This window comes from Deinococcus sp. Arct2-2 (assembly GCF_004801315.1).
Classification (GTDB): Bacteria; Deinococcota; Deinococci; order Deinococcales; family Deinococcaceae; genus Deinococcus.
In genome coordinates this window covers 1-22,921 of record NZ_SSNW01000006.1, presented here as the reverse complement: position 1 = coordinate 22,921, position 22,921 = coordinate 1, and the positions used below count along the sequence as shown (strand labels likewise).

At 60.5% G+C, this 22,921-nt stretch carries 38 protein-coding genes; 2 read left to right on the top strand and 36 right to left on the bottom strand.

Annotation, left to right across the window (positions count from 1 at the left end):
* Window positions 1-95: 95 nt before the first annotated feature.
* From E7T06_RS04335 to E7T06_RS04320, 4 genes are all read right to left on the bottom strand, one after another.
* Complete coding sequence (locus tag E7T06_RS04335) at window positions 96-1,277, bottom strand: mechanosensitive ion channel family protein (RefSeq protein ID WP_136364612.1); 1,182 nt, start codon at window positions 1,275-1,277, stop codon at window positions 96-98.
* Between the two features lie 114 nt (window positions 1,278-1,391).
* Entirely contained in the window at window positions 1,392-2,426 is a 1,035-nt protein-coding gene (gene plsX / locus E7T06_RS04330; protein WP_136364611.1) for a phosphate acyltransferase PlsX, read from the bottom strand.
* Window positions 2,416-3,024: an NYN domain-containing protein gene (locus E7T06_RS04325; RefSeq protein ID WP_136364700.1), complete on the bottom strand. Its 609-nt coding sequence runs from the start codon at window positions 3,022-3,024 to the stop codon at window positions 2,416-2,418. The genes plsX and E7T06_RS04325 overlap by 11 nt, the downstream gene beginning before the upstream one ends.
* Window positions 3,025-3,172: 148 nt before the next feature.
* A complete protein-coding gene (locus tag E7T06_RS04320) occupies window positions 3,173-3,532 on the bottom strand; it encodes a DUF309 domain-containing protein (RefSeq protein WP_136364610.1) in 360 nt (119 codons plus the stop codon).
* A gap of 109 nt (window positions 3,533-3,641) precedes the next feature.
* Here E7T06_RS04320 and trxA point away from each other — a divergent pair, with 109 nt between their 5' ends.
* A complete protein-coding gene (gene trxA, locus E7T06_RS04315) occupies window positions 3,642-4,013 on the top strand; it encodes a thioredoxin (RefSeq protein ID WP_276605550.1) in 372 nt (123 codons plus the stop codon).
* Between the two features lie 211 nt (window positions 4,014-4,224).
* Here the strand turns inward: trxA and E7T06_RS04310 are convergent, their stop codons facing one another.
* Window positions 4,225-4,797, bottom strand: coding sequence for an alpha/beta hydrolase (locus E7T06_RS04310; protein WP_136364609.1), 573 nt, complete (start codon window positions 4,795-4,797; stop codon window positions 4,225-4,227).
* A gap of 72 nt (window positions 4,798-4,869) precedes the next feature.
* Between E7T06_RS04310 and E7T06_RS04305 the strand changes: the two genes are divergently transcribed.
* The gene (locus tag E7T06_RS04305; RefSeq protein WP_136364608.1) at window positions 4,870-5,628 is read left to right on the top strand and encodes a class I SAM-dependent methyltransferase; all 759 of its coding nucleotides are present in this window, start codon (window positions 4,870-4,872) and stop codon (window positions 5,626-5,628) included.
* A 42-nt stretch (window positions 5,629-5,670) separates the two neighbouring features.
* On the opposite strand, the gene rplQ is transcribed toward E7T06_RS04305, so the two are convergent.
* The 31 genes from rplQ to rpsJ all read right to left on the bottom strand — a co-directional run bounded on the left by rplQ (window position 5,671) and on the right by rpsJ (window position 22,863).
* Window positions 5,671-6,021 carry a 50S ribosomal protein L17 gene (gene rplQ, locus E7T06_RS04300; RefSeq protein WP_136364607.1) on the bottom strand — a complete coding sequence of 117 codons (351 nt, stop codon included), beginning with the start codon at window positions 6,019-6,021 and terminating at the stop codon, window positions 5,671-5,673.
* Between the two features lie 54 nt (window positions 6,022-6,075).
* On the bottom strand, window positions 6,076-7,077 hold the full coding sequence (locus E7T06_RS04295) for a DNA-directed RNA polymerase subunit alpha (RefSeq protein ID WP_136364606.1): 1,002 nt from the start codon (window positions 7,075-7,077) through the stop codon (window positions 6,076-6,078).
* Window positions 7,078-7,090: 13 nt separating this feature from the next.
* Window positions 7,091-7,708, bottom strand: coding sequence for a 30S ribosomal protein S4 (rpsD, locus tag E7T06_RS04290; RefSeq protein WP_136364605.1), 618 nt, complete (start codon window positions 7,706-7,708; stop codon window positions 7,091-7,093).
* 139 nt (window positions 7,709-7,847) lie between these two features.
* Window positions 7,848-8,243: a 30S ribosomal protein S11 gene (gene rpsK, locus E7T06_RS04285; RefSeq protein ID WP_019012073.1), complete on the bottom strand. Its 396-nt coding sequence runs from the start codon at window positions 8,241-8,243 to the stop codon at window positions 7,848-7,850.
* 6 nt (window positions 8,244-8,249) lie between these two features.
* Window positions 8,250-8,630: a 30S ribosomal protein S13 gene (rpsM, locus tag E7T06_RS04280; protein WP_019012074.1), complete on the bottom strand. Its 381-nt coding sequence runs from the start codon at window positions 8,628-8,630 to the stop codon at window positions 8,250-8,252.
* Window positions 8,630-8,743, bottom strand: a complete 114-nt coding sequence (rpmJ, locus tag E7T06_RS04275) for a 50S ribosomal protein L36 (protein WP_012693977.1) — start codon at window positions 8,741-8,743, stop codon at window positions 8,630-8,632. The genes rpsM and rpmJ overlap by 1 nt, the downstream gene beginning before the upstream one ends.
* Window positions 8,744-8,964: 221 nt before the next feature.
* Window positions 8,965-9,207 (bottom strand): translation initiation factor IF-1, encoded by a 243-nt coding sequence (infA, locus tag E7T06_RS04270; protein WP_019012076.1) that lies wholly within the window; start codon window positions 9,205-9,207, stop codon window positions 8,965-8,967.
* Window positions 9,208-9,367: 160 nt separating this feature from the next.
* Window positions 9,368-11,044, bottom strand: coding sequence for a M20/M25/M40 family metallo-hydrolase (locus E7T06_RS04265; protein WP_136364604.1), 1,677 nt, complete (start codon window positions 11,042-11,044; stop codon window positions 9,368-9,370).
* 229 nt (window positions 11,045-11,273) lie between these two features.
* Window positions 11,274-11,849, bottom strand: coding sequence for an adenylate kinase (locus tag E7T06_RS04260; RefSeq protein WP_136364603.1), 576 nt, complete (start codon window positions 11,847-11,849; stop codon window positions 11,274-11,276).
* A gap of 157 nt (window positions 11,850-12,006) precedes the next feature.
* Window positions 12,007-13,332 (bottom strand): preprotein translocase subunit SecY, encoded by a 1,326-nt coding sequence (gene secY, locus E7T06_RS04255; protein ID WP_136364602.1) that lies wholly within the window; start codon window positions 13,330-13,332, stop codon window positions 12,007-12,009.
* On the bottom strand, window positions 13,333-13,821 hold the full coding sequence (rplO, locus tag E7T06_RS04250; RefSeq protein ID WP_064015340.1) for a 50S ribosomal protein L15: 489 nt from the start codon (window positions 13,819-13,821) through the stop codon (window positions 13,333-13,335).
* On the bottom strand, window positions 13,818-13,985 hold the full coding sequence (gene rpmD, locus E7T06_RS04245) for a 50S ribosomal protein L30 (protein WP_026299134.1): 168 nt from the start codon (window positions 13,983-13,985) through the stop codon (window positions 13,818-13,820). Before rpmD ends, rplO begins: the two co-directional genes overlap by 4 nt.
* 8 nt (window positions 13,986-13,993) lie before the next feature.
* Window positions 13,994-14,524 carry a 30S ribosomal protein S5 gene (gene rpsE / locus E7T06_RS04240; protein ID WP_168733365.1) on the bottom strand — a complete coding sequence of 177 codons (531 nt, stop codon included), beginning with the start codon at window positions 14,522-14,524 and terminating at the stop codon, window positions 13,994-13,996.
* Window positions 14,514-14,852, bottom strand: coding sequence for a 50S ribosomal protein L18 (gene rplR, locus E7T06_RS04235; RefSeq protein WP_136364600.1), 339 nt, complete (start codon window positions 14,850-14,852; stop codon window positions 14,514-14,516). The genes rpsE and rplR overlap by 11 nt, the downstream gene beginning before the upstream one ends.
* Window positions 14,852-15,409, bottom strand: coding sequence for a 50S ribosomal protein L6 (gene rplF, locus E7T06_RS04230; RefSeq protein ID WP_136364599.1), 558 nt, complete (start codon window positions 15,407-15,409; stop codon window positions 14,852-14,854). The genes rplR and rplF overlap by 1 nt, the downstream gene beginning before the upstream one ends.
* A 109-nt stretch (window positions 15,410-15,518) precedes the next feature.
* Window positions 15,519-15,920 (bottom strand): 30S ribosomal protein S8, encoded by a 402-nt coding sequence (gene rpsH, locus E7T06_RS04225; protein ID WP_019012085.1) that lies wholly within the window; start codon window positions 15,918-15,920, stop codon window positions 15,519-15,521.
* 277 nt (window positions 15,921-16,197) lie between these two features.
* On the bottom strand, window positions 16,198-16,383 hold the full coding sequence (locus tag E7T06_RS04220; RefSeq protein ID WP_019012086.1) for a type Z 30S ribosomal protein S14: 186 nt from the start codon (window positions 16,381-16,383) through the stop codon (window positions 16,198-16,200).
* 23 nt (window positions 16,384-16,406) lie between these two features.
* The gene (gene rplE / locus E7T06_RS04215) at window positions 16,407-16,946 is read right to left on the bottom strand and encodes a 50S ribosomal protein L5 (RefSeq protein WP_136364598.1); all 540 of its coding nucleotides are present in this window, start codon (window positions 16,944-16,946) and stop codon (window positions 16,407-16,409) included.
* Window positions 16,947-17,030: 84 nt separating this feature from the next.
* Complete coding sequence (gene rplX / locus E7T06_RS04210; protein WP_136364597.1) at window positions 17,031-17,378, bottom strand: 50S ribosomal protein L24; 348 nt, start codon at window positions 17,376-17,378, stop codon at window positions 17,031-17,033.
* A complete protein-coding gene (rplN, locus tag E7T06_RS04205; protein WP_064015344.1) occupies window positions 17,378-17,782 on the bottom strand; it encodes a 50S ribosomal protein L14 in 405 nt (134 codons plus the stop codon). The genes rplX and rplN overlap by 1 nt, the downstream gene beginning before the upstream one ends.
* Complete coding sequence (rpsQ, locus tag E7T06_RS04200; protein ID WP_064015345.1) at window positions 17,779-18,063, bottom strand: 30S ribosomal protein S17; 285 nt, start codon at window positions 18,061-18,063, stop codon at window positions 17,779-17,781. Before rpsQ ends, rplN begins: the two co-directional genes overlap by 4 nt.
* Complete coding sequence (gene rpmC, locus E7T06_RS04195) at window positions 18,060-18,263, bottom strand: 50S ribosomal protein L29 (RefSeq protein ID WP_064015346.1); 204 nt, start codon at window positions 18,261-18,263, stop codon at window positions 18,060-18,062. Before rpmC ends, rpsQ begins: the two co-directional genes overlap by 4 nt.
* The gene (gene rplP / locus E7T06_RS04190) at window positions 18,250-18,675 is read right to left on the bottom strand and encodes a 50S ribosomal protein L16 (RefSeq protein ID WP_064015347.1); all 426 of its coding nucleotides are present in this window, start codon (window positions 18,673-18,675) and stop codon (window positions 18,250-18,252) included. The genes rpmC and rplP overlap by 14 nt, the downstream gene beginning before the upstream one ends.
* The gene (rpsC, locus tag E7T06_RS04185; RefSeq protein WP_136364596.1) at window positions 18,675-19,418 is read right to left on the bottom strand and encodes a 30S ribosomal protein S3; all 744 of its coding nucleotides are present in this window, start codon (window positions 19,416-19,418) and stop codon (window positions 18,675-18,677) included. The genes rplP and rpsC overlap by 1 nt, the downstream gene beginning before the upstream one ends.
* Window positions 19,418-19,873 (bottom strand): 50S ribosomal protein L22, encoded by a 456-nt coding sequence (gene rplV, locus E7T06_RS04180; protein WP_136364595.1) that lies wholly within the window; start codon window positions 19,871-19,873, stop codon window positions 19,418-19,420. Before rplV ends, rpsC begins: the two co-directional genes overlap by 1 nt.
* Entirely contained in the window at window positions 19,870-20,157 is a 288-nt protein-coding gene (rpsS, locus tag E7T06_RS04175; RefSeq protein WP_019012094.1) for a 30S ribosomal protein S19, read from the bottom strand. Before rpsS ends, rplV begins: the two co-directional genes overlap by 4 nt.
* Before the next feature lie 12 nt (window positions 20,158-20,169).
* Window positions 20,170-21,003 carry a 50S ribosomal protein L2 gene (gene rplB, locus E7T06_RS04170; RefSeq protein ID WP_064015349.1) on the bottom strand — a complete coding sequence of 278 codons (834 nt, stop codon included), beginning with the start codon at window positions 21,001-21,003 and terminating at the stop codon, window positions 20,170-20,172.
* A gap of 13 nt (window positions 21,004-21,016) precedes the next feature.
* Complete coding sequence (locus E7T06_RS04165; RefSeq protein WP_136364594.1) at window positions 21,017-21,304, bottom strand: 50S ribosomal protein L23; 288 nt, start codon at window positions 21,302-21,304, stop codon at window positions 21,017-21,019.
* On the bottom strand, window positions 21,301-21,918 hold the full coding sequence (gene rplD / locus E7T06_RS04160) for a 50S ribosomal protein L4 (RefSeq protein WP_136364593.1): 618 nt from the start codon (window positions 21,916-21,918) through the stop codon (window positions 21,301-21,303). The genes E7T06_RS04165 and rplD overlap by 4 nt, the downstream gene beginning before the upstream one ends.
* A gap of 1 nt (window position 21,919) precedes the next feature.
* On the bottom strand, window positions 21,920-22,543 hold the full coding sequence (rplC, locus tag E7T06_RS04155) for a 50S ribosomal protein L3 (protein WP_019012098.1): 624 nt from the start codon (window positions 22,541-22,543) through the stop codon (window positions 21,920-21,922).
* Window positions 22,540-22,863, bottom strand: coding sequence for a 30S ribosomal protein S10 (gene rpsJ / locus E7T06_RS04150; RefSeq protein ID WP_014685998.1), 324 nt, complete (start codon window positions 22,861-22,863; stop codon window positions 22,540-22,542). The genes rplC and rpsJ overlap by 4 nt, the downstream gene beginning before the upstream one ends.
* Window positions 22,864-22,921: the final 58 nt, after the last annotated feature.

Here is a 22,921-nt window from a genome sequence, read left to right as displayed (position 1 = left end):
TTGGGTTACAACTACACCAAAGAAGGCTGCCGCAAGATTTTAATTCTCGCGGCAGCCTTCTTTGGTGAGCGTCTGGGCCTCTCTTTAATTCCCGCTCAAGTCTGATCCTCTTCCGGATCACGCGTGATGCTGGGCTTGCTGGGCGCGTGGGTGCGGTCTTGGCTGGTACGCGGATCGGGGGCCAGATCGTCGCGGGTGATCTTGATTTCTATGGGCGAGCCGCCAAAGTTCAGCGAACGCTGCGGGAAAGGAATCTCTATTCCGGCCTGATCCATCGCAATTTTAATGCGGCGGTTGTACTCGCGCCCAATCGCGTATTGACTCTTGGGCTGCACCTTGTACAGCGCCCGCAACGTAACGCTATCAGGGGCGAGTTCGGTCACGCCCTGCATTTCCGGCGCTTCCAGAAAAAACGGATTCCATTCGGGATCGGCATAGATCTCGTTGCTCACGGCTTCCAACACGCGCAGGGCGTCGTTCACGTTGGCGGCGTAGGTCACGTTTACAGTGGCGACCACGCGGCTCCAGTCTTTGCTGCTCACACTGACGGTCAGAATTTGGCCGTTGGGAATGATATGCACCGTGCCGTCCAGCGCCCGGAGTGCAGTGACCCGCAGATTCAGGCGCTCTACACCGCCGCTGAGTTGTCCAGTATTGACCGTAATCACGTCGCCCACGCCGTATTGGTCTTCCAACAGAATAAAAAAGCCCGTGAACACGTCTTTGAAAAGGCTCTGTGCGCCGAAGCCCACCGCCAAGCCCAGCACCGACACGCCCGCAAGGAGGCTGGTGGCATTCACGCCCAGCGTTTGCAGGCCCGCGATCAGGCCGATGACCACCACCACAGCTTTCAGCGAGCTTTCTACGACGCCCTTGAGGGTCTGCACGCGCACGCTGCGGCGGTTGAATTCCTGTTCGGCTACGATGCGCCCGGCCACGCTGCCGATCAGATTCCAAGCGATCAGGGCCAGCGCCACGATGACCACAGTTTGCCCCGCACTGTGCCGGAAGCTGCCCACGATGTCGCCGCCCAAATCGAACAGGAACGGCACAGAGGGCAGGTACGCCACCTGCGTTGCTACCGCCAACCAACCGACGACGCAGCACACCAGCCACAACCACTTGAGAGCCATGACCAAACGGCGATTCACGTGCGCCTCTAGGCCGCGCAGCAGCATTCGCCCAAAGCGGTAGAGGGCGTAGGCCGTGACTGCCGTGAGCGCCAAACCTACCCACACTTGCGGCTTAGACAATTGAACGACTAACGTATCCAGCATCCGCCTAATCTTTCATAAGTCAGTGAGGGATGCAGGTTAGAGCAGCATTTTAAGAATGACGGCGGCCACCACACCTTTCCCACTGACTACTACCCACTCACCACTGACGGTTTTTCACTTCTGTGCAAAAGCCGCTTCCAGCTTGGGAATGAGCTGGGCTTCGTGGGCACGCGCCGCCCGTAGCAGGGCATTTTTGACTGCTCTGGCGTCGGCGCTGCCGTGCCCGATAAAGGCCAGTCCGCGCACGCCCACCAGAATGCTGGCCCCGTAGGTGCTGGGATCCATCCGTTCTGCGAGGCCGCGCAGTGCGCTGCGTACCAGCAGGCCGCCCAACTTGCTCTTCAGGGTGCTGCCCAACGCTTCGCGCACCCAGCCGAACAGCACTTTGGCTTCTCCCTCGGCCAGTTTCAGCACCACGTTTCCGGTAAATCCATCGGTAACCACGATATCGGTGGTACCCAAAAAGATGTCGCGGCCCTCGATGTTGCCGTGAAAGTTCAGGGTCTTGCCGTGCATGTCGCGCAGCAGGGCGTGGGTTTCCAGCACCAGCGCACTGCCCTTATGGTCTTCTTCGCCAATGCTGAGCAGGCCCACCGTGGGGTTCTCTTTGTCTTCTACCACACGCAGGTACACGCTCGCCAGCCGCGCCCACTGCGCTAAATACTGCGCCTTCACGTCGGCGTTGGCCCCAGCATCCAGCAGCGTCGTAAAGCCCGATTTGGCAGGCAGATGGGTCAGAATGGCGGGCCGATCTACGCCCTTGATGCGGCCCAAGGTCAGCAGGGCGCTTGCCATCGTGGCCCCGCTGTGGCCCATGCTGACGGCGGCAGCGGCCTTGCCTTCCTTCACAAGGCGGGTACACACGTTGATGCTGGCTTCGGTGCGGCTCCGCACATCGCTGGCGTGTTCATCCATCCCGATCACGTCAGCGGCGTCTACCACTTCCAGCGGCAGAGCGGCGCTTCCGGCATATTTGCCCAACTCGGCGTGCAACTTCACTCGGTCTCCTACTAGCAGCACCGACACGCCAGCGCGGGCCGCCAACACCGCACCTTCTACATTCGGCAACGCACCAAAATCGCCGCCCACCGCGTCCAGCGCAATGGGGAGGGCAGGTTCGGCGCTCTGAGCGTCTGCTTTAGCGGTCATCCGCGTCGGTCAGCGCCGCTGACGTATAAAAGGGCCGGGTTTCGGTGCCGCGAAGCTCGCGCGCTTCCGTGCCTCTGCCGCCTTCGCTGGGCAGGCGGTAGCCGGGGCGCTCCACTTGCTCCCGAATGTCCTTGAAATCCACGTAGCCATCGGCGGCGTTACGGAGTTCGTAGCTGGTCATTTCGGGAATGCTGGCGACAATGACGCGCTTGCCCCGCGCCCGCAGCACTTCCACCGGGCGCTCAAAATCTCCGTCGCCAGTCAGCAGCACCGCCGTATCAAAACGCTCAGAAGTGGTGAGCAGATCGGTCACGATTTCTATATCGAGGCTGGCCCGCCTGTGCGTATCACCGTGTTCATCGGTGTTTTCACGCAGGGGCCTGGTACGAACCGTGTACCCCATGTAGGTCAGCGCGTCTATGAAGCGCTTTTGCTTGTCGTCCATCGGGAGCGGCACGGCAGTGTAATAAAAAGCGTTGTACAACACGCCGTAGCCTGCAAAATGCTCCAGAATCTTGCGGTGATCGAAGTTCCAGCCGAGGCGCTTGGCTGCTGCATATACGTTTGCGCCGTCAATAAATAATGCAATTCGTTCCATTTGAATACCTTCCATTGGTGATGCCTCCATCGAATAGGTGCTGCTGAATCGGCCTTCAAACTTATAGTATCGAGTAAAGAACAGAATTGAGATTCGGCGCGTTCTTCTTAAGATAACGCAATAGGCAAAGGGAAAGCAGGTCCTTGGGTCAGTGGGCCGTGTACTGTACCTGTGGCCGGGCCTGTTCCAGAGTGTCGGCCTGAAGTGCTGACCACACATCAGCCCGCAGCGCTGCCAACCTAATCCCCGCGAACTCGGCGGGCAAGGCATCTAGGTACTTTTCGGACTTGGTAAAATTGCGGTGCGCCAAGCTGCCGTGATGCCAGCGCTTATGCAGGGCCGCCGCCAGCAAGATCAGGGCCGACAGACAGGCGCGCTCATCGCCCGCAGCCCGCAGCCACGCGCCCTCCCACGCCTCGTGCGCTTCCCACCAGTGGCCGGAATTGAAAAGACGGATGCCGTCCTGCCACGCTGCTGAATCTGACACCAATGCATCTGCTCCTACCATGTCCCAACAGTAAGCCCGGTGACGCTGAATGACGTCCCTATGACGGGCCTATGAACGCTGCGTTAGCCCCTCCCCATATGCTGCCTATCTGCCCAGTGTGCGCAGGCGTATACTTTATTTTATGAAGCCTGTAGAACTCTCAGACAGCAATTTTACCGCCGAAATCAGCGAAGGTTTGACGCTGGTGGATTTCTGGGCACCGTGGTGTGGCCCCTGCCGCATCATTGCCCCAGTGATCGAAGAATTGGCCGGACAGTACGAGGGCCGCGTCAAGATCGGCAAGCTGAACGTCGACGACAACCCCATGGTGCAGGGCCAATACCGCGTGATGAGCATTCCCACGCTGATACTGTTCAAAGACGGCCAGCCCGTAGAAGGCGTGGTAGGCGCACAGCCCAAGCGGGCCTTTGAAGCCCTGCTCGACAAGTACGCCGTGACTGCCCAAGTGCCTGCCGCCGCAGAAACCGTTTCCGCCAACTAAAGCCAGTCAACAGCAAGCCGCCTCCGATGTGGGGGCGGTTTTTGTTGTGCTGAGTGTGAGGGGCTTGGTCTAAGGGTCAAGGGTCTAAGGGACTGAGAAGAGCAATCGCTGACGCTCACTTCCCCCCTCTGCTGGCGCAGCTCTGCGAGTCCCAACCTCCCCCGCAAAGGTGGAGGAGCAATGTTTCACGCCTACCCTTAGACCCGCCCACTCAGAAGCGCACCACGTCCGGCGGCGTCCACGCGTGCAGCGCCTCACCCAGCAAAATCTCGCCCTCTCCCCATTCGCCGTGACCGCTGTTTTCATTGATGTGGCCTGCCTCGCCCGCCGACACCAAGTCGGCCTCCCACGCTTCGGCAAAAGCGGTAGCGCGGTTTAGGGTCACATACGGGTCATTCTCGCTGGCAATGATCAGAGTGGGAAAAGGAAGTGGCTGCATGGGAATTGGGGCCATCTGGCACACCACCGGGTCAGCCTCTAACATGCCGGGTTGCTCGGCGTCGGTGGGGGCCACTAGCAGCGCCCCACGCACCCGCTCATGCCCGCCATAAATCTGCGCCCAATGCACAATCGTCAGCACGCCGCAGGAATGGCCCGCCAGTACCAGTTCACCGGGAGTGGCGTCTATGGCTTCCTGTAATTTGGCCGACCAACCTGCGGGCGTCGGGTCTTCCCAGTCGTCTTGTACCACACGGGCCGCGCCGAATTTGATTTCCCACAGCGTTTGCCAGTGCTGCGGCCCGCTGTCGCCAAGGCCGGGAACGATGATCAGGGTGGGGGTCATGGGGAAAGGGTAGCAGGCAAGCGAGCGGTTGTGGGCCGTGTCTATCAATTTTGAACCCGTAGACTGCCCGCCATGCACAATGTCAACTTTAGCGATGCCGAATTCAACGACTTACGGCTGGCCCGGCTGTACGAAACGCTGTGTCCGTGGGGAAGGTCGGATCAATTTTTTCTGGACTTGGTGAACGAAATTCCAAATTCACGCGTCCTCGATCTTGGCTGTGGTACAGGTCAAATCACTTTGGCGCTGGCTAAAGCGGGCCATACGGTGACAGGCATAGACCCGGCCGCTGCCTCATTGACCCTAGCGAGGGCCAAACCCGGAGCCGAACGGGTCATCTGGATTGAGGGAACGTCAGCCGATGCGCCTGCCAATGCCTTCGATCTGGCCCTCATGACCAACCATGTCGCCCAGTTCATTGCAGACGATGGGGCTTGGCTGGAGTTACTGGAAGATGTTCACCGCGCACTGGCTCCCGGAGGCCGACTGGTCTTCGACTCGCGCGATCCGGTGGCACGGGAGTGGGAGAAGTGGACTCGGTTGGGTACGTACCAGCAGACGCCCTTGCCAGAGGGGAAGGAATTGGAAACTTGGACGGAACTAGAAGAGAGTTCAGGCGACTTGGTCACGTTTGTCCATCATTACGCCTTCTCAGACACTAAGGAAGTGCTGCTGTCTCGCTCCACGCTCCGCTTCCGGCCAGAGGAAACGCTGCGTGCCAGCTTGAAGGCTGTCGGCTTCGAGATTGAGGGGATATACGGCGGCTGGCACTACGAACCGGTAGGGCAAGGCGACGGCGAATTCATCCTGGTGGCCCGTGCCAAGAAATGAAAAAACCCCGCACAAGGCGGGGAGCAAAGATAGCTTTAGGTTTTAGACGAGCTCGATCAGGGCCATCGTCACACCGTCGCCCCGGCGGGTGCCGATGCGGAGGATGCGCGTGTAGCCGCCGGGACGCTCGGCGTACTTGGGAGCCACTTCGTCCATGACCTTGCGAACCACGATGTTGTCGTGGATATCGCGGGCCACCAGACGGCGGGCGTGCAGGTCGCCACCTTTGGCGGTAGTAATCAGCTTCTCTACGAAAGGACGAAGCTCTTTGGCTTTCGTGAGGGTCGTCTGGATACGGCCCTCGCGCAGCAGTGCCGTGGCTTGGGCGCGGGCCAAAGCGGTACGAGAACTGCTGTTGCGGTTGAGCTTGCGGCCACTTTTACCGTGACGCATGGGGATTCTCCTTGAAAATAGGCGTGACCGCCTAGAGATGAGTGTGCGGAGAGGTCAGTCGCGCAGAGCGAGGCCGAACTGGGCAAGCTGCTGTTTGATCTCGTCGAGGCTGCGCTCACCGATACCGGGAACCTTTTTCAGGTCGCGGTCGGAGAGGGCGCACAGGGCGTCCACGCTGTCGATGCCTTCTTCTTTCAAAGAGTGCAGGACGCGGGTGGTGAGGCCGAGGCCCTCGAGGGTCACGCGGGGCGTGTCGAGATCGGCGGGGTAAGGCTGAGGGTTGATGCTCAGTTCTGGCTGACGGGGCAGGTCGTACACGCTGGGCGCACTAGGCGCGGCAGGCGTGTAGACGGGCGTCTGCACTTCGGGCGCAAGGGCCGGAAGCGTTTCGACGTTGCCAAACACCGTCAGTTCATCACGGAGAATCTCGACGGCCTTGTCGAGGGCTTCTTGGGGCGTGGTGCTGCCGTCCGTCCAGACCCGAATAATCAAACGGTCAAGGTCGGTCTGCTGTCCCACGCGGGTATTTTCTACGTGGTAAGCCACACGGCGCACCGGAGAGAACATCGCGTCAACGGGAATAGAGTTGATGCGGTCTTTGGTGGCATGCTTGTCGGCAGGCACGTAGCCTTCGCCTTCCTCCACGCGCACTTCCATCACCAATTTGCCGTCTTCGGCAAGGGTAGCGATGTGCAGGTCAGGATTGACGATTTCGGCGTCGCTCGGAACCTCGAAGGCGCTGGCCCGCACGATCCCTTCACCCTGCGCACGCAGCGTCAGGGTTTTGGGGCCGGGGGTATAAAAACGAACAACCATTTCCTTGAGGTTCAGAATCAACTGAATGACGTCTTCTTTGACGCCGGGAATGGTGCTGAATTCGTGGAGGACGTCTTCGATGTACACGCTGGTGACAGCGGTACCGGGGATCGAAGACATCAGGATGCGGCGGACAGGATTCCCGATGGTGACGCCGTAACCGCGCGTGAGCGGCTCTAGGACAAATTCGCCGTAATCGCCGTCCACGCGGGCTTTGAGTTGAGGGCGCTTCTGATCCACTGGGGCCTCCGTGTTAACGCGAGTAGTACTCGATGATGAGGTTCTCGTTGATTGGCAGCGCGAGGTCTTCTCGTGCGGGCAACCGGGAGAACGTGCCAGTGAACGTTTCAGGATTCAGTTCGACCCAGGGGCTGACGCGGCGGCGCTTTTGCGCTTCCATGTTTTCCTGAATGAAGCCGATCTGGCGGCTCTTCTCACCGATGGTGATTTCATCACCGATTTTGACGCGGTAAGAGGCGATGTCGACCTTCTTGCCGTTCACGAAAATGTGACCGTGACCCACAAATTGACGGGCCTGACGGCGGGTGCTGGCGAAGCCCATGCGGAAGACGACGTTGTCGAGGCGGCGCTCCAGCAATTGCAGGAACACCGTACCGGTCACGCCGGGCACGTTGGCCGCTTCCTCAAAGAGGTTGCGGAACTGCTTCTCGCCCATGCCGTACAGACGCGCTAGCTTCTGCTTTTCGCGCAGGCGGATGGAATAGTCGCTGGGGCGACCCTTGCGGCGCTGACCGTGCTGGCCGGGGCCGTAAGGACGCTTGTCCAGATACTTCTGAACTTTTTCAGTCTCCGCGAGGTTGATGCCTTCGCGGCGGCTCTGCTTGGTAATGGAACCACGGAAACGACCCATGTTACGAACTCCTTAGCGGTCTAGCCTCTTAAAACTGACCGGGTCTGCGGCCCTCTGGTGCCCGTTTCCTTGCCGGTGGTGCGGCTTTCCCGGTAAAAAACCGAGGTGGAAACGGGGCAGGTGGGCGCGCGCGTGTGCTTTAAGCGCGGTGCTTTTTCTTGGGGCGGCAGCCGTTGTGAGGCACGGGGGTGTCGTCCATGATGGACTTCACTTCAATGCCGCTGGCCTGAATAGCGCGGATGGCCTGTTCACGGCCAGAGCCGCTGCCACGCACGATCACGTCGACGATGTTCATGCCGAAGGTCTGTTGGGCCTTCTTCACGGCGTCGGCGGCGGCAAGCTGAGCAGCGTAGGGCGTGCCCTTCTTGCTGCCCTTGTAACCAATCGTGCCGCCACTCGACCAAGCAACGCTGTTGCCCTCAAGGTCGGTGATGGTAACGATGGTGTTGTTGTAGCTCGCGTGAACATAAGCGCGGCCTGCGCTGATGTTGCGGCGAGCGCGGCGGGGGGTCTTGCCTTTGGTTGATTTTGCCATGGCTTATTACTTCCTCGCCGCTTTCTTCTTACCGGCGACGGTCTTGCGCGGCCCTTTACGGGTACGAGCATTCGTCTTGGTACGCTGGCCGCGCACGGGCAACCCACGGCGGTGACGCAGACCACGGTAAGCGCCGATGTCCATCAAGCGCTTGATGTTCTGGCCGACTTCACTGCGGAGATCGCCTTCGACCTTGTAGGTCTTCTCGACGGCTTCACGCAGGGTGGACTGCTCGGCTTCGGTCAGGTTCTTGACGCGGGTATCGGGGCTGATGCCGGTACGCGCCAACACTTCCTTAGCACGGGTCAGGCCGATGCCGTAGATGTAGGTCAGACCGATTTCGATCCGCTTTTCGCGGGGAAGGTCGACGCCTGCAATACGGGCCATTAGCCTTGCCTCTGCTTGTGCTTGACGTTGCTGCAAATGACCAACACGCGCCCATGGCGGCGGATCACTTTGCAGTTGTCGCACATTTTCTTGACACTGCTGCGAACTTTCATGCTTCCTCCTCGCGCCGCCGAACCGCCACCCATCTTGGTAGCTGCTTAGCTGCGCTCGACCCCCCGGCCCTGCACGCTGGCAAAACGGGAGAATCTATTTGGGCAACAAACCCCTGAACCTACGTGTGCGCCGTTCTCGGCTTGGGCCTCCAGTGACGGCCCTGACCCAAACCACAACTGCGCCTCCCCAAATCCCGCCCTCAGCCGAAGCTTCTGGGACATTATTTGCGGTAGACGATGCGCCCACGGCTGGTGTCGTAGGGGCTGATTTCCAGAACCACACGGTCTCCGGGCAAAATACGGATGTAGTGAATTCGCATTTTGCCGCTGATGTACGCCAGCAGGTCATGTCCAGTGTCCAGCTTCACGCGGAACGTGGTGTTCGGCAAAGCCTCCTCCACGACGCCTTCAGCCCGAACGGTATCGGACTCTTCCTTCTTACGCTTTTCCCGCTGTTCCGGCATTTTTCGTCTTGCCACGCAACCTCCAGGCTTGATGCAAGCCAAACGTAAAGGTATCACAGGTGGGCGCAAGGGGCAAGAGTGAAGAAAGATTAAAGAGGAGAGGCGTGCAGTTGTCCAAGCCCAATGGACAGCAGCACACCTTTGGTTAAAAGAAGGTCTTTTAGCCCGCTTGCCACACTTCTTGCATAACGCGCCACAGCAGTTCAGGCACCGTTTGGAAACTGTAGGGGGCATGAATCCGCTCTAGGCGTTGGTGATAGTCGCGTCCCCAAGGGCCGATATTGACGATGGGAAACTCTAGGGCGTCGGCGGGAACGGGATCGACGTGGGCGGGGTGCGGCGTCTGTGCCCGCAAGCAGTCCTGTTCGGGCAAGTTGGCCGCCTGCCCCAGAAAGCTCATATCCGAGATTCCGGCAAAGTGGCCGCGCACGCGGAGGCTCAGGCCCGTTTGTAGCGCCAAATCCTGTGCATGGCGTGCGATGGCCGCCTTGAGTACCGCGTCGGCGGCATGATCACCCAAGTGCGTGTGTGGGTAATGCAGCGCCCCAAAGCCGAGGATGATGGCGGGGCCGTCCAGTCCGGCCAAACCCATCAGGGCCACCGTAATTTCACGGCTGGCCCGCAGGGGGTCAGGGCCAGAGAGGGTGGATTCGATCCGCACCTGCACAGCTTCGGCTCCCACACGGGCGTCAGCGAGGGCACGCAATTCGCCGTAAGTCAGCACTTTGGGATGCTGCACCATCAGGCGCGGGGCGTTGAGGCTGCCTGCTCCCGCTGCCCGCCGTGCAAATTCGGCCTGCGCCGAAGCCGCCACTTCTTCGGCAAGGCTGCGGAACAGGGCCAAGACTTCGCTGGGTTGGCGCTGCACAGTCAGCACATTGAAGGCGCACCAGACCCAAGTGGGCGTGGTCACGTCGTATTGGGTGCGGCTGTCGCGCAACTCTAAGCAGGCGGGAGCGGCGGCTTCGCCCAACTCCGAGCGGTCTGCCAACTCTGGATTGGCTTCTATGCGGCGCAGCAATTCAGCGGTCATCAGGCTGGCACTCACGCCGTCGAAGGGGTAGGCAGCGTGCGTGGGGCAGCCCACCACCAGCGCCGACAGCAACACTTTGCCTACGGTGCCGAGATACGCTGCCCGCCCCTCCGAGCCGTCTCCCACATCGGCGGTGGCGTCCAAATTCAGACCTGCCACCAGTTTCAGATTGCGGCGGGCGGCAATGTCGGGCAGGTCATGGGCCACTGCCCGCGCTCCGCTAGAGCGGCCTTCTTCGTCAGGAGTCGCCACGAACAGCAAGTTACCGGGCCGCTGCTCGGGCGGCAGTTGGCTGTACTGTTCCAGCACCGCCAGCCCCGCCGCCAAACCGCCTTTCATGTCCAGCAGGCCGCGTCCGGGCAGGAATTCACCGGACTGCAAATCCGCGAGGGCCAGCTGCTCCTGCGCCTCTAAGCCCCGGCTGACTGACTGCGTTTCTAGGGTGTGGTACATGGTTTCCAGCAACGCCTCGGTTTCCCCGGCTAGGGGTTGCCACGCGCCGTAGTCATCGGTGCTGACCGTATCGTAATGGCCTGCCAACAACACGGTTTGCGTGCCCTGACCTTCAACGAGCGCATACACGTTCCAAGCGTTGTGGCCGGAACGGGCGCGGCCCAGCCAGACATTCTCCGGGTGGGCGGCAAAGATGGGCCAACGCCTCAGTTCAGCTTCCAGCAGGCCCGCAAAGGCCGTTTCTCCGGGTTGTCCGGTTACGCTGGGCCAACTGGTCAGCAGTAGCGCCAACTCGCGGGCACGCGCAAACCAATCGCCCTGCACGGTAGCCGTCAGCAGAGGAGCAGTCATGCTGCCACCCCGCGCCTACGCCACGTTTGCGAATCCGTCAATGGCTGACCAGCAAACACAAGCAACCCTAAGAGGAACATAAAGCTTAGTTTAAGTCCTGTGCATCACTTCTTCCAGCGCTTGCCTATTCGACTGCCATGTCATTAAAAGTATGCGGCATTCAACAGTCAGCGGGCGAGGAAGATCCTTCTCCCCCGCCCGCCTCATACGCGATTTAATGGTTTCAAGCTCAGTGCAGCGTAGCCAGAATCCGGCTGTAGACCTCGTCCATCGTGCCTACGCCGTCCACCGTTTTCAGGTGGCCCCGCGCCGCGTAATAGTCGATCAGGGGGCGGGTCTGCTCGCGGTACACGTTCTGACGCTCGCGGGCCACCGCTTCGGTATCGTCATCGCGGCCACTGGTTTTGCCCCGCTCTACGATTCGGGAAATCAGCAGATCGTCGGGGACTTCCAGCAGGGGCACAGCACTGATAGGTGCGCCGAGTTCTTCCAACAGTATGTCGAGTTCCTGCGCCTGTGCGGTGGTGCGTGGAAAGCCGTCGAAAATGACCCGCACGCTGTCCATGCTGGCGAGGCGATCCCGAATTAAGGCCATCAGCAGATCATCGGGCACTAGTTTTCCGGCCTTCATCAGTGGCCCAGCCTGCTGCCCCAAGTCAGTGCCGCGCTCTACGTGGTCACGCAAAATGTCCCCAGTACTAATTTTGACCAAGTGTTGCTCGTGGCCGAGGCGCTCGGCCTGCGTGCCCTTGCCTGCACCGGGCGGGCCGAGAAAAATCACGACTTTATTTTTGGATGTGGTCAACGTAGTCCCCCTTCTTTGGGTGTACAGCATAAGGTGAACGGGGCACCTATGGAGCGGGCCTGCCCAGAAGTGTTCCCCTATAGGTAACGAACGGAGGCGGAGGGCAAAGCAAAACCGCCCACCCAGACAGGGGCGAGCGGTCGTTCAAAACCTTGGGTCAGTTATTGAGTCTGCCGCGAATCCGGCCCTTGGTAATAAACCCATCGTATCGGCGAACCGTCAGTTGGGCTTCCAGTTGCTTGAGGGTTTCGAGGGCCACACCCACAATAATCAGCAGGCCGGTGCCCGAAAATTGGAAGGTGGTGATGCCGGTGGCCCGCTGCACGATCTGGGGCAAAATGGTCAGGACGACCAAGAAGAACGCGCCCCACAAGCTCAGGCGGCCACTGATGCCGCCCAAGTATTCGGCGGTGGGCGTGCCGGGACGCACCCCCGGAATGAATCCGCCCGCCTCACGTAGCTGCTCGCTGATGCGTTTGGGGTCAAACTGCACGCTGTTGTAGAGGTAGGTAAATCCGAAGATCAGCAAGGCCTCTAGGGCCAGATAGAACGGCTGCCCGAACACCAGATTGGACTGAATCCAAGCATTGACGCCGGGCGCACGGGTGGCGGTGGCCGTGGCGATCAGGTTGGGAATGATCAGCATGGCACTGGCGAAAATGACAGGAATCACGCCTGCCTGATTGACCTTGATAGGCAACCAAGTGGCCTGTCCGCCCATGTTCCGCACGGCTCCGGTGGGTGCGCCGCCCCGCGCACGGGCATAGGTCACGGGAACGCGCCGCTCGCCCTGATACACGTACACGATGCCCGCGATGGTGACCAGAATGACAGCGATAAACACTAAAATTCTGATCACGCTGGTCTGCTCGGTGTTCAGCAGTTGTCCGGTAGCAGCAATTTCACGTGGATAGTTGGCAATGATGCCCGACGTGATGATCAAGCTGATGCCGTTGCCGACGCCGACTTCGGTGATGCGCTCACCGATCCACATGGTGAACGCGATGCCTGCCACCTGCGTCAGTACCATGACGATGGTGGTGAAGATGCCGGGATCCCAGCCCACCGCCACATACGCCGGGTTGCTGGTAATGAACAGCGAAAAGAACAAGGCCTGCGCTGTGCCGAGACCGACAGCGGCGTAGCGCGTGAACTGGTTGATCTTCTTGCGCCCTTCCTCGCCCTCTTTACTCAGTTTTTCGAGGGCCGGAACAGTGGTGGTCAGCAGTTGGATGACGATGCTGGCCGTGATATACGGCAGCACGCCCAGAGCGAAAATCGAGAACTGCGAAAGATTGCCGCCCGAAATCAGGCTGATTAACCCGAAAAGGCCACCTGAGGTGGCCGATTCGAGTGCTGCGGTATTGACGCCGGGAGTGGGAATAGTGCTTCCCAAGCGGTAGACCGCCAGCAGCAGCAGGGTGAAGACAATCTTCCGCCGAAGGTCCGGAATCCGGAACGCGTCGCGGAAGGCGCGGAGCATTTAGCCCGCCTTCTCGTCGTTTTGACTATCGCTGACTTGACTGTCGCTGCCCTTGGCTTCGGGCAAGATGACCTTGCCGCCTGCCGCTTCCACAGCCTTGATGGCAGCGGCGCTGGCTGCGTCTACATGCACGGTGACAGCGCGGGTCAGTTCGCCACTGGCCAAGAGCTTCACGGGCCAGTTCTTGCGGCGCACCAAACCGGTCAGTTCCAGCGCCTCGCGGTCAAGCACGTCCATGCCTGTTTCCTCGAGGTGCGAGAGCTTCACGATTTCGTAGGTGGTGCCCACGTTGTTGAATCCGCGCTTGGGCAGACGGCTGATCAGGGTGCTGCGGCCACCTTCGAAGAAGGAACCTTTGCCCGCCCCGCTGCGCGACTTCTGACCCTTGTGACCGCGTCCGGCGGTCTTGTCGGTGCCGCCGGGGCCGCGTCCAACACGTTTGCGGTTCTTGCGGCTGCCCTCTGAGGGCTTCAGTTCATGGAGCTTCACCCTTCTACCTCCAGCATGTGCTGCACGGTCTTGACCATGCCGCGAATAGCGGGCGAGTCGTTGAGGACACGGGTGTCGCCGATTTTACGGAGACCCAACGCCTTCACGGTGGCAACCTGACTGGCGCGGCGGCCAATCACGCTGCTCTTCAGAGTGATCTTGATGGATGCCATTATTGAGCACCTCCGGCGGGTTGCGCGGCTGCGGCAGGATCGCCGCGCAAGGCACGGACTTGCTTGGCAGTACGCAGGTTCTTGAAGCCGTCGAACACGGCATACGCCACGTTGATTCGGTTCCGGCTTCCGAGTTCCTTCGAGAGCATGTTGGTGATTCCGGCGAGTTCGGCAATCGAACGGGGCACGGTGCCCGCGATGACGCCCGTACCGGGGCCTGCGGGTTTCAGCAGCACGCGGCTGGTGGAGTTCACACCGACGATATCGTGCGGAATGGTTCCGTTTTCGACAGGCACGGTGATCATGTTCTTGCGGGCAATCGCTTTGGCTTTCTCGATGGCCACAGGCACTTCTTTGGCTTTGCCGATGCCCATACCCACGCGGCCATTGCGGTCACCGAGGATCACGAGTGCGGCGAAGCGGAAGCGGCGTCCACCCTGATAGGTTTTGGACGTGCGGTTCACGAACAGCATCTTCTCTTCGAATTCGCTGGTTTCGCGTTCGCGGTCATTGCGACGATTAAAAGTCAAGGCCACCCTCCCGCGCCGCGTCTGCGAGCGCTTTCACGCGTCCGTGGTAACGGTACTGACCACGGTCGAACACAACCTGCTTGACACCTTTCGCGGTAGCGGCTTCGGCCAAGGCCTTGCCCACTGCGGCGGCGGTGTCGGTTTTGGTGCCGGTCTTGAGGACGCTGCTGCTGGCCGAAGCCAACGTGGTGCCACTCGCATCGTCGATGATTTGGGCGTAAATGTGCTTGCTGGAGCGGAACACGCTGAGGCGTGGGCGCTCGCCAGCAGCGACGCGTACCTTGCGGCGGGCGCGAAGCTTGCGGCGGATGGTGGTCTGGGCTGCCATTATTTCTTCCCTTTCCCGCCCGTCGCACCGGCTTTACCGGCCTTCAGGGCAATTTGCTCGCCAACGAAACGCACACCCTTGCCGTGATAGGCGTCGGGCTTGCGAACTTTGCGGACATTGGCGGCCACTTGGCCGACCAGTTGCTTGTCGATACCGCTCACGTCGATCTTGGTGGGTTCAGGCACCGCAAATGTGACGCCAGCAGGAGGATCGATGATGACGGGGTGGCTGTAGCCGATGGCCAGTTCCAGCACTTTGCCGTTCAGCTTGGCACGGTAGCCCACGCCACGCAGCTCGAGGTTGATGGTAAAGCCGTCGCTCACGCCTTTGACAGCGTTGGCGACCAAGGTACGGGTCAGACCGTGGAGGGCGCGGTGCCGCTGGGCGTCGCTGGGACGCTCGACGAGCAAGGTGCCGTCTTCGTGCTTGATGGTGAGGTCTTGATTGAAGGGAACGGTCAGTTCGCCTCTTGGCCCTTTGACCTTGAACACGCCATTGGCGGTGCTCGCGGTCACGCCGGTAGGTACGGCGATGGGTTGTTTACCGATACGGGACATCTTGTCTCCTTAAATGCAGAGCCGGGGCTTGCGGTGTGGCTCCGTGGTCAGGGGGTGAGGTAAAAGCCGAACAGCGATGGAACAGGTGAATTGGCAGACGCCGGAGCGTTTACCAGAGCACACAGATAACTTCGCCGCCGATGCCCTGTTTGCGGGCTTCGCGGTCAGGCAGCAGACCTTTGCTGGTGGACACGATGGCCACACCAAGGCCGCGCTGGATGCGGGGCAGGCTGTCGGCGCTCACGTAAGCGCGGCGTCCAGGACGGCTGATGCGCTCGATGTGCTTGATGACCTGTTCACGCTTGTGGCCGTATTTCAGGGTCACGCGCAGGACATCAAATTTCTGGCCTTCGGGACGGGTGCGCTCGACGGAAGCAACGTAGCCTTCTTTCACGAGCAACTTGGCAAGCTCTTCTTTGAACTTAGAGGCCGGGATGTCCACGGTCTCTTTGAACGTGCGCGTCGCGTTGCGAATGCGCGTGAGCATGTCGGCGATAGGATCACTCAGCATGTTTTTCCTCCGGGGGCGTATGCGGGCACAGAGGCCCCGGCGGGTGGCCCGTCACCTGTCTGATGGCGGGCCGAGTCTTCCCTTGAAAATTAGGTTCGGCCTCCAAGCGGGTGCCTTTACCATTTCTTCTGTTGGGTCATATCCCAGTCCCAGACGATCACCGCCCAAATGCCCTGTCAGGTCTCTCAACTCTCGGGGCGGGCGGTTCGTATCCGGGTGGGGGCTACAAGGTTCGCATTCTGGCGGGGCCTAAGCCTGTGCCAAAGGGTGCGAAGTCTTACCAGCTGCTCTTTTTCACGCCGGGCAATTCGCCCTTGTGTGCCAATTCGCGGATGCAAATACGGCACAGGCCGAAAAACCGGTAGTAGCTGCGGGCGCGGCCACAGCGGGAGCAGCGGTTGTAGTTTTGCACGGCAAATTTCATGCCGCGCTCTGCCTTCACAACTTTAGAGGTGTTCGCCATATGCTTCCTTATTTACCGGAGACTTATTTCCGGAACGGGAGACCCATCGCCTGAAGTAAGGCGCGGGCTTCTTCGTCGGTCTTCGCGGTGGTTACGATGGTAATGTCCATACCGCGCACCTTGTCCACCATATCATAGGTGATCTCCGGAAAGATCAGCTGTTCTTTGATGCCGAGGTTGTAGTTGCCACGTCCGTCGAACGCGTTGGGGTTGATTCCACGGAAATCACGGATGCGGGGCAGGCCGATGTTGATCAGCTTCTCAAGGAACACGTACATACGCTCGCCGCGCAGCGTGACCTTGACTCCGACGGGCATGCCCTGACGAAGTTTGAAGTTGGAGATGCTCTTCTTGGCCTTGGTAATCACGGGTTTCTGAAGGGCGATCAGTGCCAATTCCTTGGCAGCTTTGTCGATGGCCTTGCTGTCTTCCTTAGAAGCGCCGAGACCCTCGTTGATCACGATTTTTTCGATACGGGGGGCAGCCATGATGGACGAATATCCAAATTGCTGCACCAGCGCGGGCCGGACTTGCTCGGTGTACTTGACTTTCAGGGTCTGCATGATGCCTCACGGGGTTCGGGCGATACTGTTACTCACTTACGCAACAGCCGCCCAGGTCACGCATTAGGCGCGTGACCCTGAGATTCAGTCGATGACTTTGCCGCTACCCACAGCGACGCGGACTTTCTTGCCGTCCACGATCTGCTTACGGATGCGGGTGGCCTTGCCGGTTTCGGGGTCAACGAGGGCCACTTTGCTGGCGTGAACTGCACCTTCGCGCTTCTCGATGCCGCCCTGAGGGCTGCTGGCGCTGGGTTTCACGTGCTTGGTGACCATGTTGATGCCTTCCACGACGACTCTAGCGTCACGGGGCAGGGCCAACAGAACCTTACCGGTCTGGCCCTTGTCCTTGCCGCGCAAAACGATGACAGTGTCACCCTTTTTGACGTGCAGCTTGTCGTTGTGGTGAGAGCCTGCGCTAGGAAGAGGCATTACAAGACCTCCGGAGCCAAGGAGACGATTTTCATGAAGCGGCGGTCACGCAGCTCGCGGGCCACTGGCCCGAAGACGCGGGTGCCACGAGGCTCGCCTTGGTTGTTGATGATGACGGCGGCATTCTTGTCGAAACGAATGGTGCTGCCGTCGGCACGCTTGATGGCGTGGCTAGTCCGCACGACGACGGCTTTCACCACGTCACCGGCCTTCACAGCACCACGGGGCGCGGCGTCTTTGACGGAGGCCACGATGATGTCTCCGACTCCGGCGTAGCGTTTGTTACCGCCGCCGCCCGTCGTCAGACCTTTGCCGCCGATACCGCTGTTCAGCACACGGATGCACATGATTTCGCGTGCGCCGCTGTTGTCTGCCACGTCAAGGCGGGATTGAGGCATGATCATGCTTGGCCGCCTTCGGTTTCAACCGCAGTGGTTTCGATGCCACGGGGACGCTCGATCAGTTTGGTGACCTTCCAAGTTTTGGTCTTGGAGATAGGACGCACGGCGATAATCTCGACGCGGTCACCGGTCTTGTATTCGTTGGCTTCGTCGTGGGCAGCGTATTTATGGCTGCGGGTCACGATCTTGCCGTACAGGGGGTGAGCAAACCGGCGCTCGACCTTGACGCTCACGGTCTTGTCGGCCTTGTCGCTCACCACGACGCCCGTAAAGGTCTTTTTCATTTCTGCTCTCCAGCGGCGCTCAGCTGACCACGGATGGTATTCAGCTGGGCGACTTCGCGGCGGAGTTGCGTAACGCGGTGGGGCTGGGCCAAAGTGCCCATGGCCGCCTGAAAGCGCAGCTCCATCAATTCTTTCTTGCGAGCGTCGATTTCTTTCTTGAAATCGGCGGCCTGCAAACTACGCATGTCACTGGGCTTCATCGTAAACCTCGCGCTTGACCATCTTGGTCTGGATGGGCAGCTTGTGTCCGGCCAAACGGAAGGCTTCCTTGGCCTGCTCTTCAGTCACGCCCGACACTTCGAACATGACGCGGCCCGGCTTCACGACGCTGACCCAGAACTCCACGGCACCCTTACCTTTACCCATTCGGGTTTCGGCGGGCTTCTTGGTTACGGGCTTGTCGGGGAAAATACGAATGTAAATCTTGCCCCCACGGCGGAAGTGACGGCTCATCACGATGCGGCAGGCTTCGATCTGGTTAGACCGAACCCAAGCGGCTTCAAGAGCGATCAGGCCGAAGTCGCCGAAGGCAACGTAGTCGCCGCCCTTGGCGTCACCGGTCATCCGGCCGCGGTGCTGCTTGCGGTATTTGGTGCGCTTAGGAAGAAGCATCACTCACCTCCGCGCCGCGCGGTCGGACGGCGGCGGTTCGTGCGGGGACGGTCTCCGCCTTCAGGACGGCGATCATCACGGCGGGGGGGACGGGCCAGCGTCTCGGTGCGGCCACCGATGACTTCACCGTTGAACACGAGGACTTTGATGCCCAAGATGCCGTAGGTGGTGCGGGCCAGCGCGGTGCCGTAGTCGATGTCGGCACGCAGGGTGTGCAGGGGCACGCGGCCTTCCAGCACTTTTTCGGTGCGGGCTTGCTCGGCTCCACCCAAACGACCGGACAGGATGATCTTGACGCCACGTGCGCCCGATTCCATCACGCGCTGTGCGGCCTGCTTCATGGCGCGGCGGAAGGCAAAGCGGCGCTCGATCTGCTCGGCGATTCGCAGGGCCACGAGGGGCGCACTGATGTTGGGGTTGGGGATTTCCGCGACGTTGACGGCCACGGTTCCGGCAGACACCATCTTCTCGATGTCGCCGCGCAGACCCTTGATGGAGTCCCCGCCCTTGCCGATCACGATGCCGGGTTTGGCAGCGCTGATGATCACGTTGACCTGCTGACCGGCACGCTCGATTTCGATGCGGGCGATTCCGGCAGCGGCCAGCTTCTTGTTGACGAGGTTACGAATCTTCTCGTCTTCTTTCAGCAATTTGGCGTACTGCTTTTTGCCCGCGTACCAGCGGCTGTTCCATCCACGGGTAATACCGAGGCGAAAGCCGTTCGGGTTAATCTTGTTACCCATTACTTGTTCCCCTTCCCGGTGCTCTGTTTCCCAGCAGTGCGAACCGTGGCAACCCGCTCGCCCACGATGATGGTGATGTGGCTGGTGCGCTTTTTCAGGATGTTGGCGCTGCCACGGGCACGGGGAATCAGGCGCTTGAGGGTCGGGCCGACGTCGACGTAAGCCGCCGTGATGACCAAACGCTCTTCGAGCATGTCGTCGTTGTGCAGGGCGTTGGCCTTGGCGCTGTTCAGCACCTTGGCGACTGGCTCACTGGCAGCGCGGGGAATAAAGCGCAGCAAGTCTTCGGCGTCGCGGACACTCTTCCCGCGAATCACGTCGACCACCAAACGCACCTTACGGGGGCTCATACGCACGTAACGGGCGATGGCCTTGCCGGGGGTACGCAGCTTGACGTTCTGCTTGCGCTCTTTCTTGTTGCGGAAGGTCTGTTCAGGTGCGTTAGGAGCGGTCATTTCTTCTTGCTCCCCTTGGTGTTCTTGTCTGCGCCGTGACCCCGGTAAGAGCGGGTGGGCGAGAATTCACCGAGTTTGTGGCCGATCATCTGCTCGTTCACGAACACGGGCACATGCTGCTTGCCGTTGTGCACGGCAATGGTGTGACCGATCATTTCGGGAACGATGGTGCTGCGGCGGCTCCACGTCTTGATGACGCGTTTTTCCTTGCGGTCGTTCTGGGCGTCCACCTTTTTCAGGAGGTGATCATCCACGAACGGCCCTTTCTTCAGGCTACGGGGCATGTTCTACCCTCCTTACTTCCCGCCGCGGCGGGTGATGATAAAGCGGTCGCTGACCTTGCGCTTCCGGCGGGTCTTGAGACCCTTAGCAAGCTGACCCCAAGGGCTGACGGGCTGGCGGCCTGCACCAGTACGGCCTTCACCACCGCCGTGTGGGTGATCCACCGGGTTCATGGCGCTCCCTCGTTGGTGGGGCTTACGGCCAAGCCAACGGCTGCGTCCGGCTTTACCGAGGTTGATGTTCTTGTGCTCGGCGTTGCCGACTGCGCCGATGGTGGCGTAGCACTCGGTATGCACGCGGCGGAGTTCTCCGCTGGGCAGACGCAAGATGACGTACTCGCTTTCCTTACCCTGCAACTGAATGCTGGTTCCGGCGCTGCGGGCCATCTGAGCGCCCTTACCGGGAACGAGTTCTACGGCGTGTACAACAGCACCCACAGGCACGAAACGCAGGGGCAGCGCGTTGCCGACCTTGGGTTCTGCTTCGGGGCCGGTACCGACCGTCATACCCACGACCAAGCCTTCGGGCGCGAGGATGTAGCGCTTTTCGCCATCGGCGTAGGCCAACAGGGCAATGCGGGCGCTGCGGTTGGGATCGTACTCGATGGAAGCGACTTTGGCGTTGACGCCCGACTTGTCACGGCGCTTGAAGTCGATGATGCGGTAGAGGCGCTTGTGGCCGCCGCCGATGAAGCGGCTGGTGATGCGTCCACGGTTGTTGCGTCCGCCGGTTTTGGGGAGGGCTTCGGTGAGTGCCTTTTCGGGGCGCTTCTTGGTCAGTCCGCTGAAGTCTGCCGTCGTCATCTGGCGACGCGACGGGGTATAGGGACGGTATTTCTTGACGGCCATATTCAACGTCTCCTTAGATCTGGCTCTCGAGCGCGTCGATCTTCTGGCCGTCCGCGAGGCGCACGATGGCCTTCTTGCGGTCTGCACGGTGCCCGATAAACTTGCCCACACGCTTGCGCTTGCCGGTCACGTTCATGGTGCTGATGCCCACGACTTTCACGCCAAACACGCTTTGGACTGCGGCCTTGATCTCGGTCTTGGTCGACGCAGGGTTCACCCAGAAGGTGTACACGCCGCGCTCCATGCCCGCGTAGGCTTTTTCGCTGACCACAGGCTGCTTCAGAATGTCGTAGTGGTTCACTGGGCTACCTCTTCTTCTATCTCTTCGTGGGCAGGTTCCAGCGCGACGGCGTCGATGATCAGACGATCATGGCGCAGGATGTCGTAAGCGTTGAGGCCAGCAACAGGCATCACGGTGGCCCAAGGCACGTTGCGCGCGCCCTGACGGGCCTGCATGTCGTCGGTTACGAGCAACACGCGCTCGGTTCCGTCCAGACCGTTTTGGGCGGCCCAAGACACGAAGCTCTTGGTTTTGCCGTCGAGATTGAAGCCGTCGACAGCCATCAATTTGCCCGTTTCCTGACGGTCAGCGAGGGCCATGGCGAGGCCCAACTGACGCACCTTGCGGGGCAGGGTGTACTCGTAGCTACGGGGCTTGGGGCCGAAGGCCGTACCGCCGCCTACGAAGGTCGGAACGCCACGGTCGCCGTGACGGGCGTTACCGGTGCCTTTCTGGCCGTACATTTTCTTACCGGTTGCGCTGACTTGGGCACGGGTTTTGGTGCTGGCCGTGCCGCGGCGGCGGCTGGCAAGCTGCCACGTCACCACATCATGCAAAATATTGACATTGACTGCGGGCAGGTCGAGGTCGATGGTGCGTCCCCCGTTCTGACCGATCACGTTGATCTGCGCCACGTTACTTGCCTCCCTTGGCGGCTTGGCGCAGCACCACGAGTCCACCGTTCGCACCGGGCACAGCGCCCTTCACGAGGATGATGTTCTCACTGGCACGCACTTCGACCACTTCGAGGTTTTGCACGGTGATGCGCTCCATCCCCATGTGGCCCGCCATTTTCTTGCCCTTGTACACACGGCCCGGCGTCTTGCGCTGGCCGATGGAGCCGGGGCGACGGTGCCACTTCTTGGAACCGTGGCTGGCCGGGCCACCCTTAAAGTTCCAGCGCTTCATGACGCCCTGAAAGCCTTTGCCCTTGCTCGTTCCCGTCGCGTCGATCTTCTCGCCTTCAGCGAAAATGTCCACGTTGATGGTGTCGCCGTCGGGGTTGAAGTCGCGGAATTCCCGCAAGAAACGCACGGGGCTGACCCCGGCCTTCTTGAAGTGACCTGCGGCGGGGCGGTTGACGCGCTTTTCGCTCTTGGGCGCAAAGCCGATCTGCACGGCCTCGTAGCCGTCACGCTGCGCGGTCTTGCGCTGCACGACGGGGCAGGGGCCAGCCAGCACGACGGTCACGGGAACGGCGCGGTCGCCCTTCCAGATCTGGGTCATGCCGATCTTGGTACCGAGAATGCCCTTGGTCATGCGCGGCCACCGACGGTCTTGATCTCGATGTCGACGCCAGTGGGCAGGTCGAGGGTCATCAGGCTGTCAATCGTCTTTTTGGTGGGGTTCATGATGTCCACCAGACGGTTGTGCGTGCGGATTTCAAAGTGCTCGCGGCTGTCCTTGTTTACGAAGGGCGAGCGCAGCACGCAAAAGCGGCGGATACGGGTAGGCAGGGGCACAGGCCCGCTGACATCCGCCCCGGTGCGCCGAACCGTGTCCACGATTTTGCTCGCGGACTGATCCAGCGCCTTGTGGTCGAAACCACGCAGTTTGATACGAATCTTCGGGGCGACCATGATTTACTCCAGAACCTTGGCGACGACGCCGGCACCGACGGTGCGGCCCCCTTCGCGG

Excerpts from the sequence above, each read along its gene's own strand:
- E7T06_RS04335 (WP_136364612.1), bottom strand. The coding sequence starts at position 1,277 with ATGCTGGATACGTTAGTCGTTCAATTGTCTAAGCCGCAAGTGTGGGTA.
- rpsJ (WP_014685998.1), bottom strand. The coding sequence starts at position 22,863 with ATGGTCGCCCCGAAGATTCGTATCAAACTGCGTGGTTTCGACCACAAG.
- E7T06_RS04220 (WP_019012086.1), bottom strand. The coding sequence starts at position 16,383 with ATGGCGAACACCTCTAAAGTTGTGAAGGCAGAGCGCGGCATGAAATTT.
- rplX (WP_136364597.1), bottom strand. The coding sequence starts at position 17,378 with ATGCCTCTTCCTAGCGCAGGCTCTCACCACAACGACAAGCTGCACGTC.
- rpsD (WP_136364605.1), bottom strand. The coding sequence starts at position 7,708 with ATGGGTCGTTTCCGTGGTTCCATTACCAAGCAGAGCCGCCGCGAAGGC.
- rpsK (WP_019012073.1), bottom strand. The coding sequence starts at position 8,243 with ATGGCAAAATCAACCAAAGGCAAGACCCCCCGCCGCGCTCGCCGCAAC.
- rpsS (WP_019012094.1), bottom strand. The coding sequence starts at position 20,157 with ATGCCCCGTAGCCTGAAGAAAGGGCCGTTCGTGGATGATCACCTCCTG.
- E7T06_RS04310 (WP_136364609.1), bottom strand. The coding sequence starts at position 4,797 with ATGACCCCCACCCTGATCATCGTTCCCGGCCTTGGCGACAGCGGGCCG.
- rplF (WP_136364599.1), bottom strand. The coding sequence starts at position 15,409 with ATGTCCCGTATCGGTAAACAACCCATCGCCGTACCTACCGGCGTGACC.
- rplV (WP_136364595.1), bottom strand. The coding sequence starts at position 19,873 with ATGACCGCTCCTAACGCACCTGAACAGACCTTCCGCAACAAGAAAGAG.
- E7T06_RS04325 (WP_136364700.1), bottom strand. The coding sequence starts at position 3,024 with ATGGAACGAATTGCATTATTTATTGACGGCGCAAACGTATATGCAGCA.
- rpsM (WP_019012074.1), bottom strand. The coding sequence starts at position 8,630 with ATGGCCCGTATTGCAGGCGTCGACCTTCCCCGCGAAAAGCGGATCGAA.
- rplB (WP_064015349.1), bottom strand. The coding sequence starts at position 21,003 with ATGGCCGTCAAGAAATACCGTCCCTATACCCCGTCGCGTCGCCAGATG.
- E7T06_RS04320 (WP_136364610.1), bottom strand. The coding sequence starts at position 3,532 with ATGGTAGGAGCAGATGCATTGGTGTCAGATTCAGCAGCGTGGCAGGAC.
- secY (WP_136364602.1), bottom strand. The coding sequence starts at position 13,332 with ATGCTCCGCGCCTTCCGCGACGCGTTCCGGATTCCGGACCTTCGGCGG.
- rplC (WP_019012098.1), bottom strand. The coding sequence starts at position 22,543 with ATGACCAAGGGCATTCTCGGTACCAAGATCGGCATGACCCAGATCTGG.
- rplQ (WP_136364607.1), bottom strand. The coding sequence starts at position 6,021 with ATGCGTCACGGTAAAAGTGGCCGCAAGCTCAACCGCAACAGCAGTTCT.
- rplE (WP_136364598.1), bottom strand. The coding sequence starts at position 16,946 with ATGCAGACCCTGAAAGTCAAGTACACCGAGCAAGTCCGGCCCGCGCTG.
- rplR (WP_136364600.1), bottom strand. The coding sequence starts at position 14,852 with ATGGCAGCCCAGACCACCATCCGCCGCAAGCTTCGCGCCCGCCGCAAG.
- rpsH (WP_019012085.1), bottom strand. The coding sequence starts at position 15,920 with ATGCTGAGTGATCCTATCGCCGACATGCTCACGCGCATTCGCAACGCG.
- rpsQ (WP_064015345.1), bottom strand. The coding sequence starts at position 18,063 with ATGAAAAAGACCTTTACGGGCGTCGTGGTGAGCGACAAGGCCGACAAG.
- infA (WP_019012076.1), bottom strand. The coding sequence starts at position 9,207 with ATGCCGGAACAGCGGGAAAAGCGTAAGAAGGAAGAGTCCGATACCGTT.
- plsX (WP_136364611.1), bottom strand. The coding sequence starts at position 2,426 with ATGACCGCTAAAGCAGACGCTCAGAGCGCCGAACCTGCCCTCCCCATT.
- rpsC (WP_136364596.1), bottom strand. The coding sequence starts at position 19,418 with ATGGGTAACAAGATTAACCCGAACGGCTTTCGCCTCGGTATTACCCGT.
- rplP (WP_064015347.1), bottom strand. The coding sequence starts at position 18,675 with ATGCTTCTTCCTAAGCGCACCAAATACCGCAAGCAGCACCGCGGCCGG.
- rpmC (WP_064015346.1), bottom strand. The coding sequence starts at position 18,263 with ATGAAGCCCAGTGACATGCGTAGTTTGCAGGCCGCCGATTTCAAGAAA.
- E7T06_RS04305 (WP_136364608.1), top strand. The coding sequence starts at position 4,870 with ATGCACAATGTCAACTTTAGCGATGCCGAATTCAACGACTTACGGCTG.
- rpmJ (WP_012693977.1), bottom strand. The coding sequence starts at position 8,743 with ATGAAAGTTCGCAGCAGTGTCAAGAAAATGTGCGACAACTGCAAAGTG.
- rplN (WP_064015344.1), bottom strand. The coding sequence starts at position 17,782 with ATGATCATGCCTCAATCCCGCCTTGACGTGGCAGACAACAGCGGCGCA.
- E7T06_RS04265 (WP_136364604.1), bottom strand. The coding sequence starts at position 11,044 with ATGACTGCTCCTCTGCTGACGGCTACCGTGCAGGGCGATTGGTTTGCG.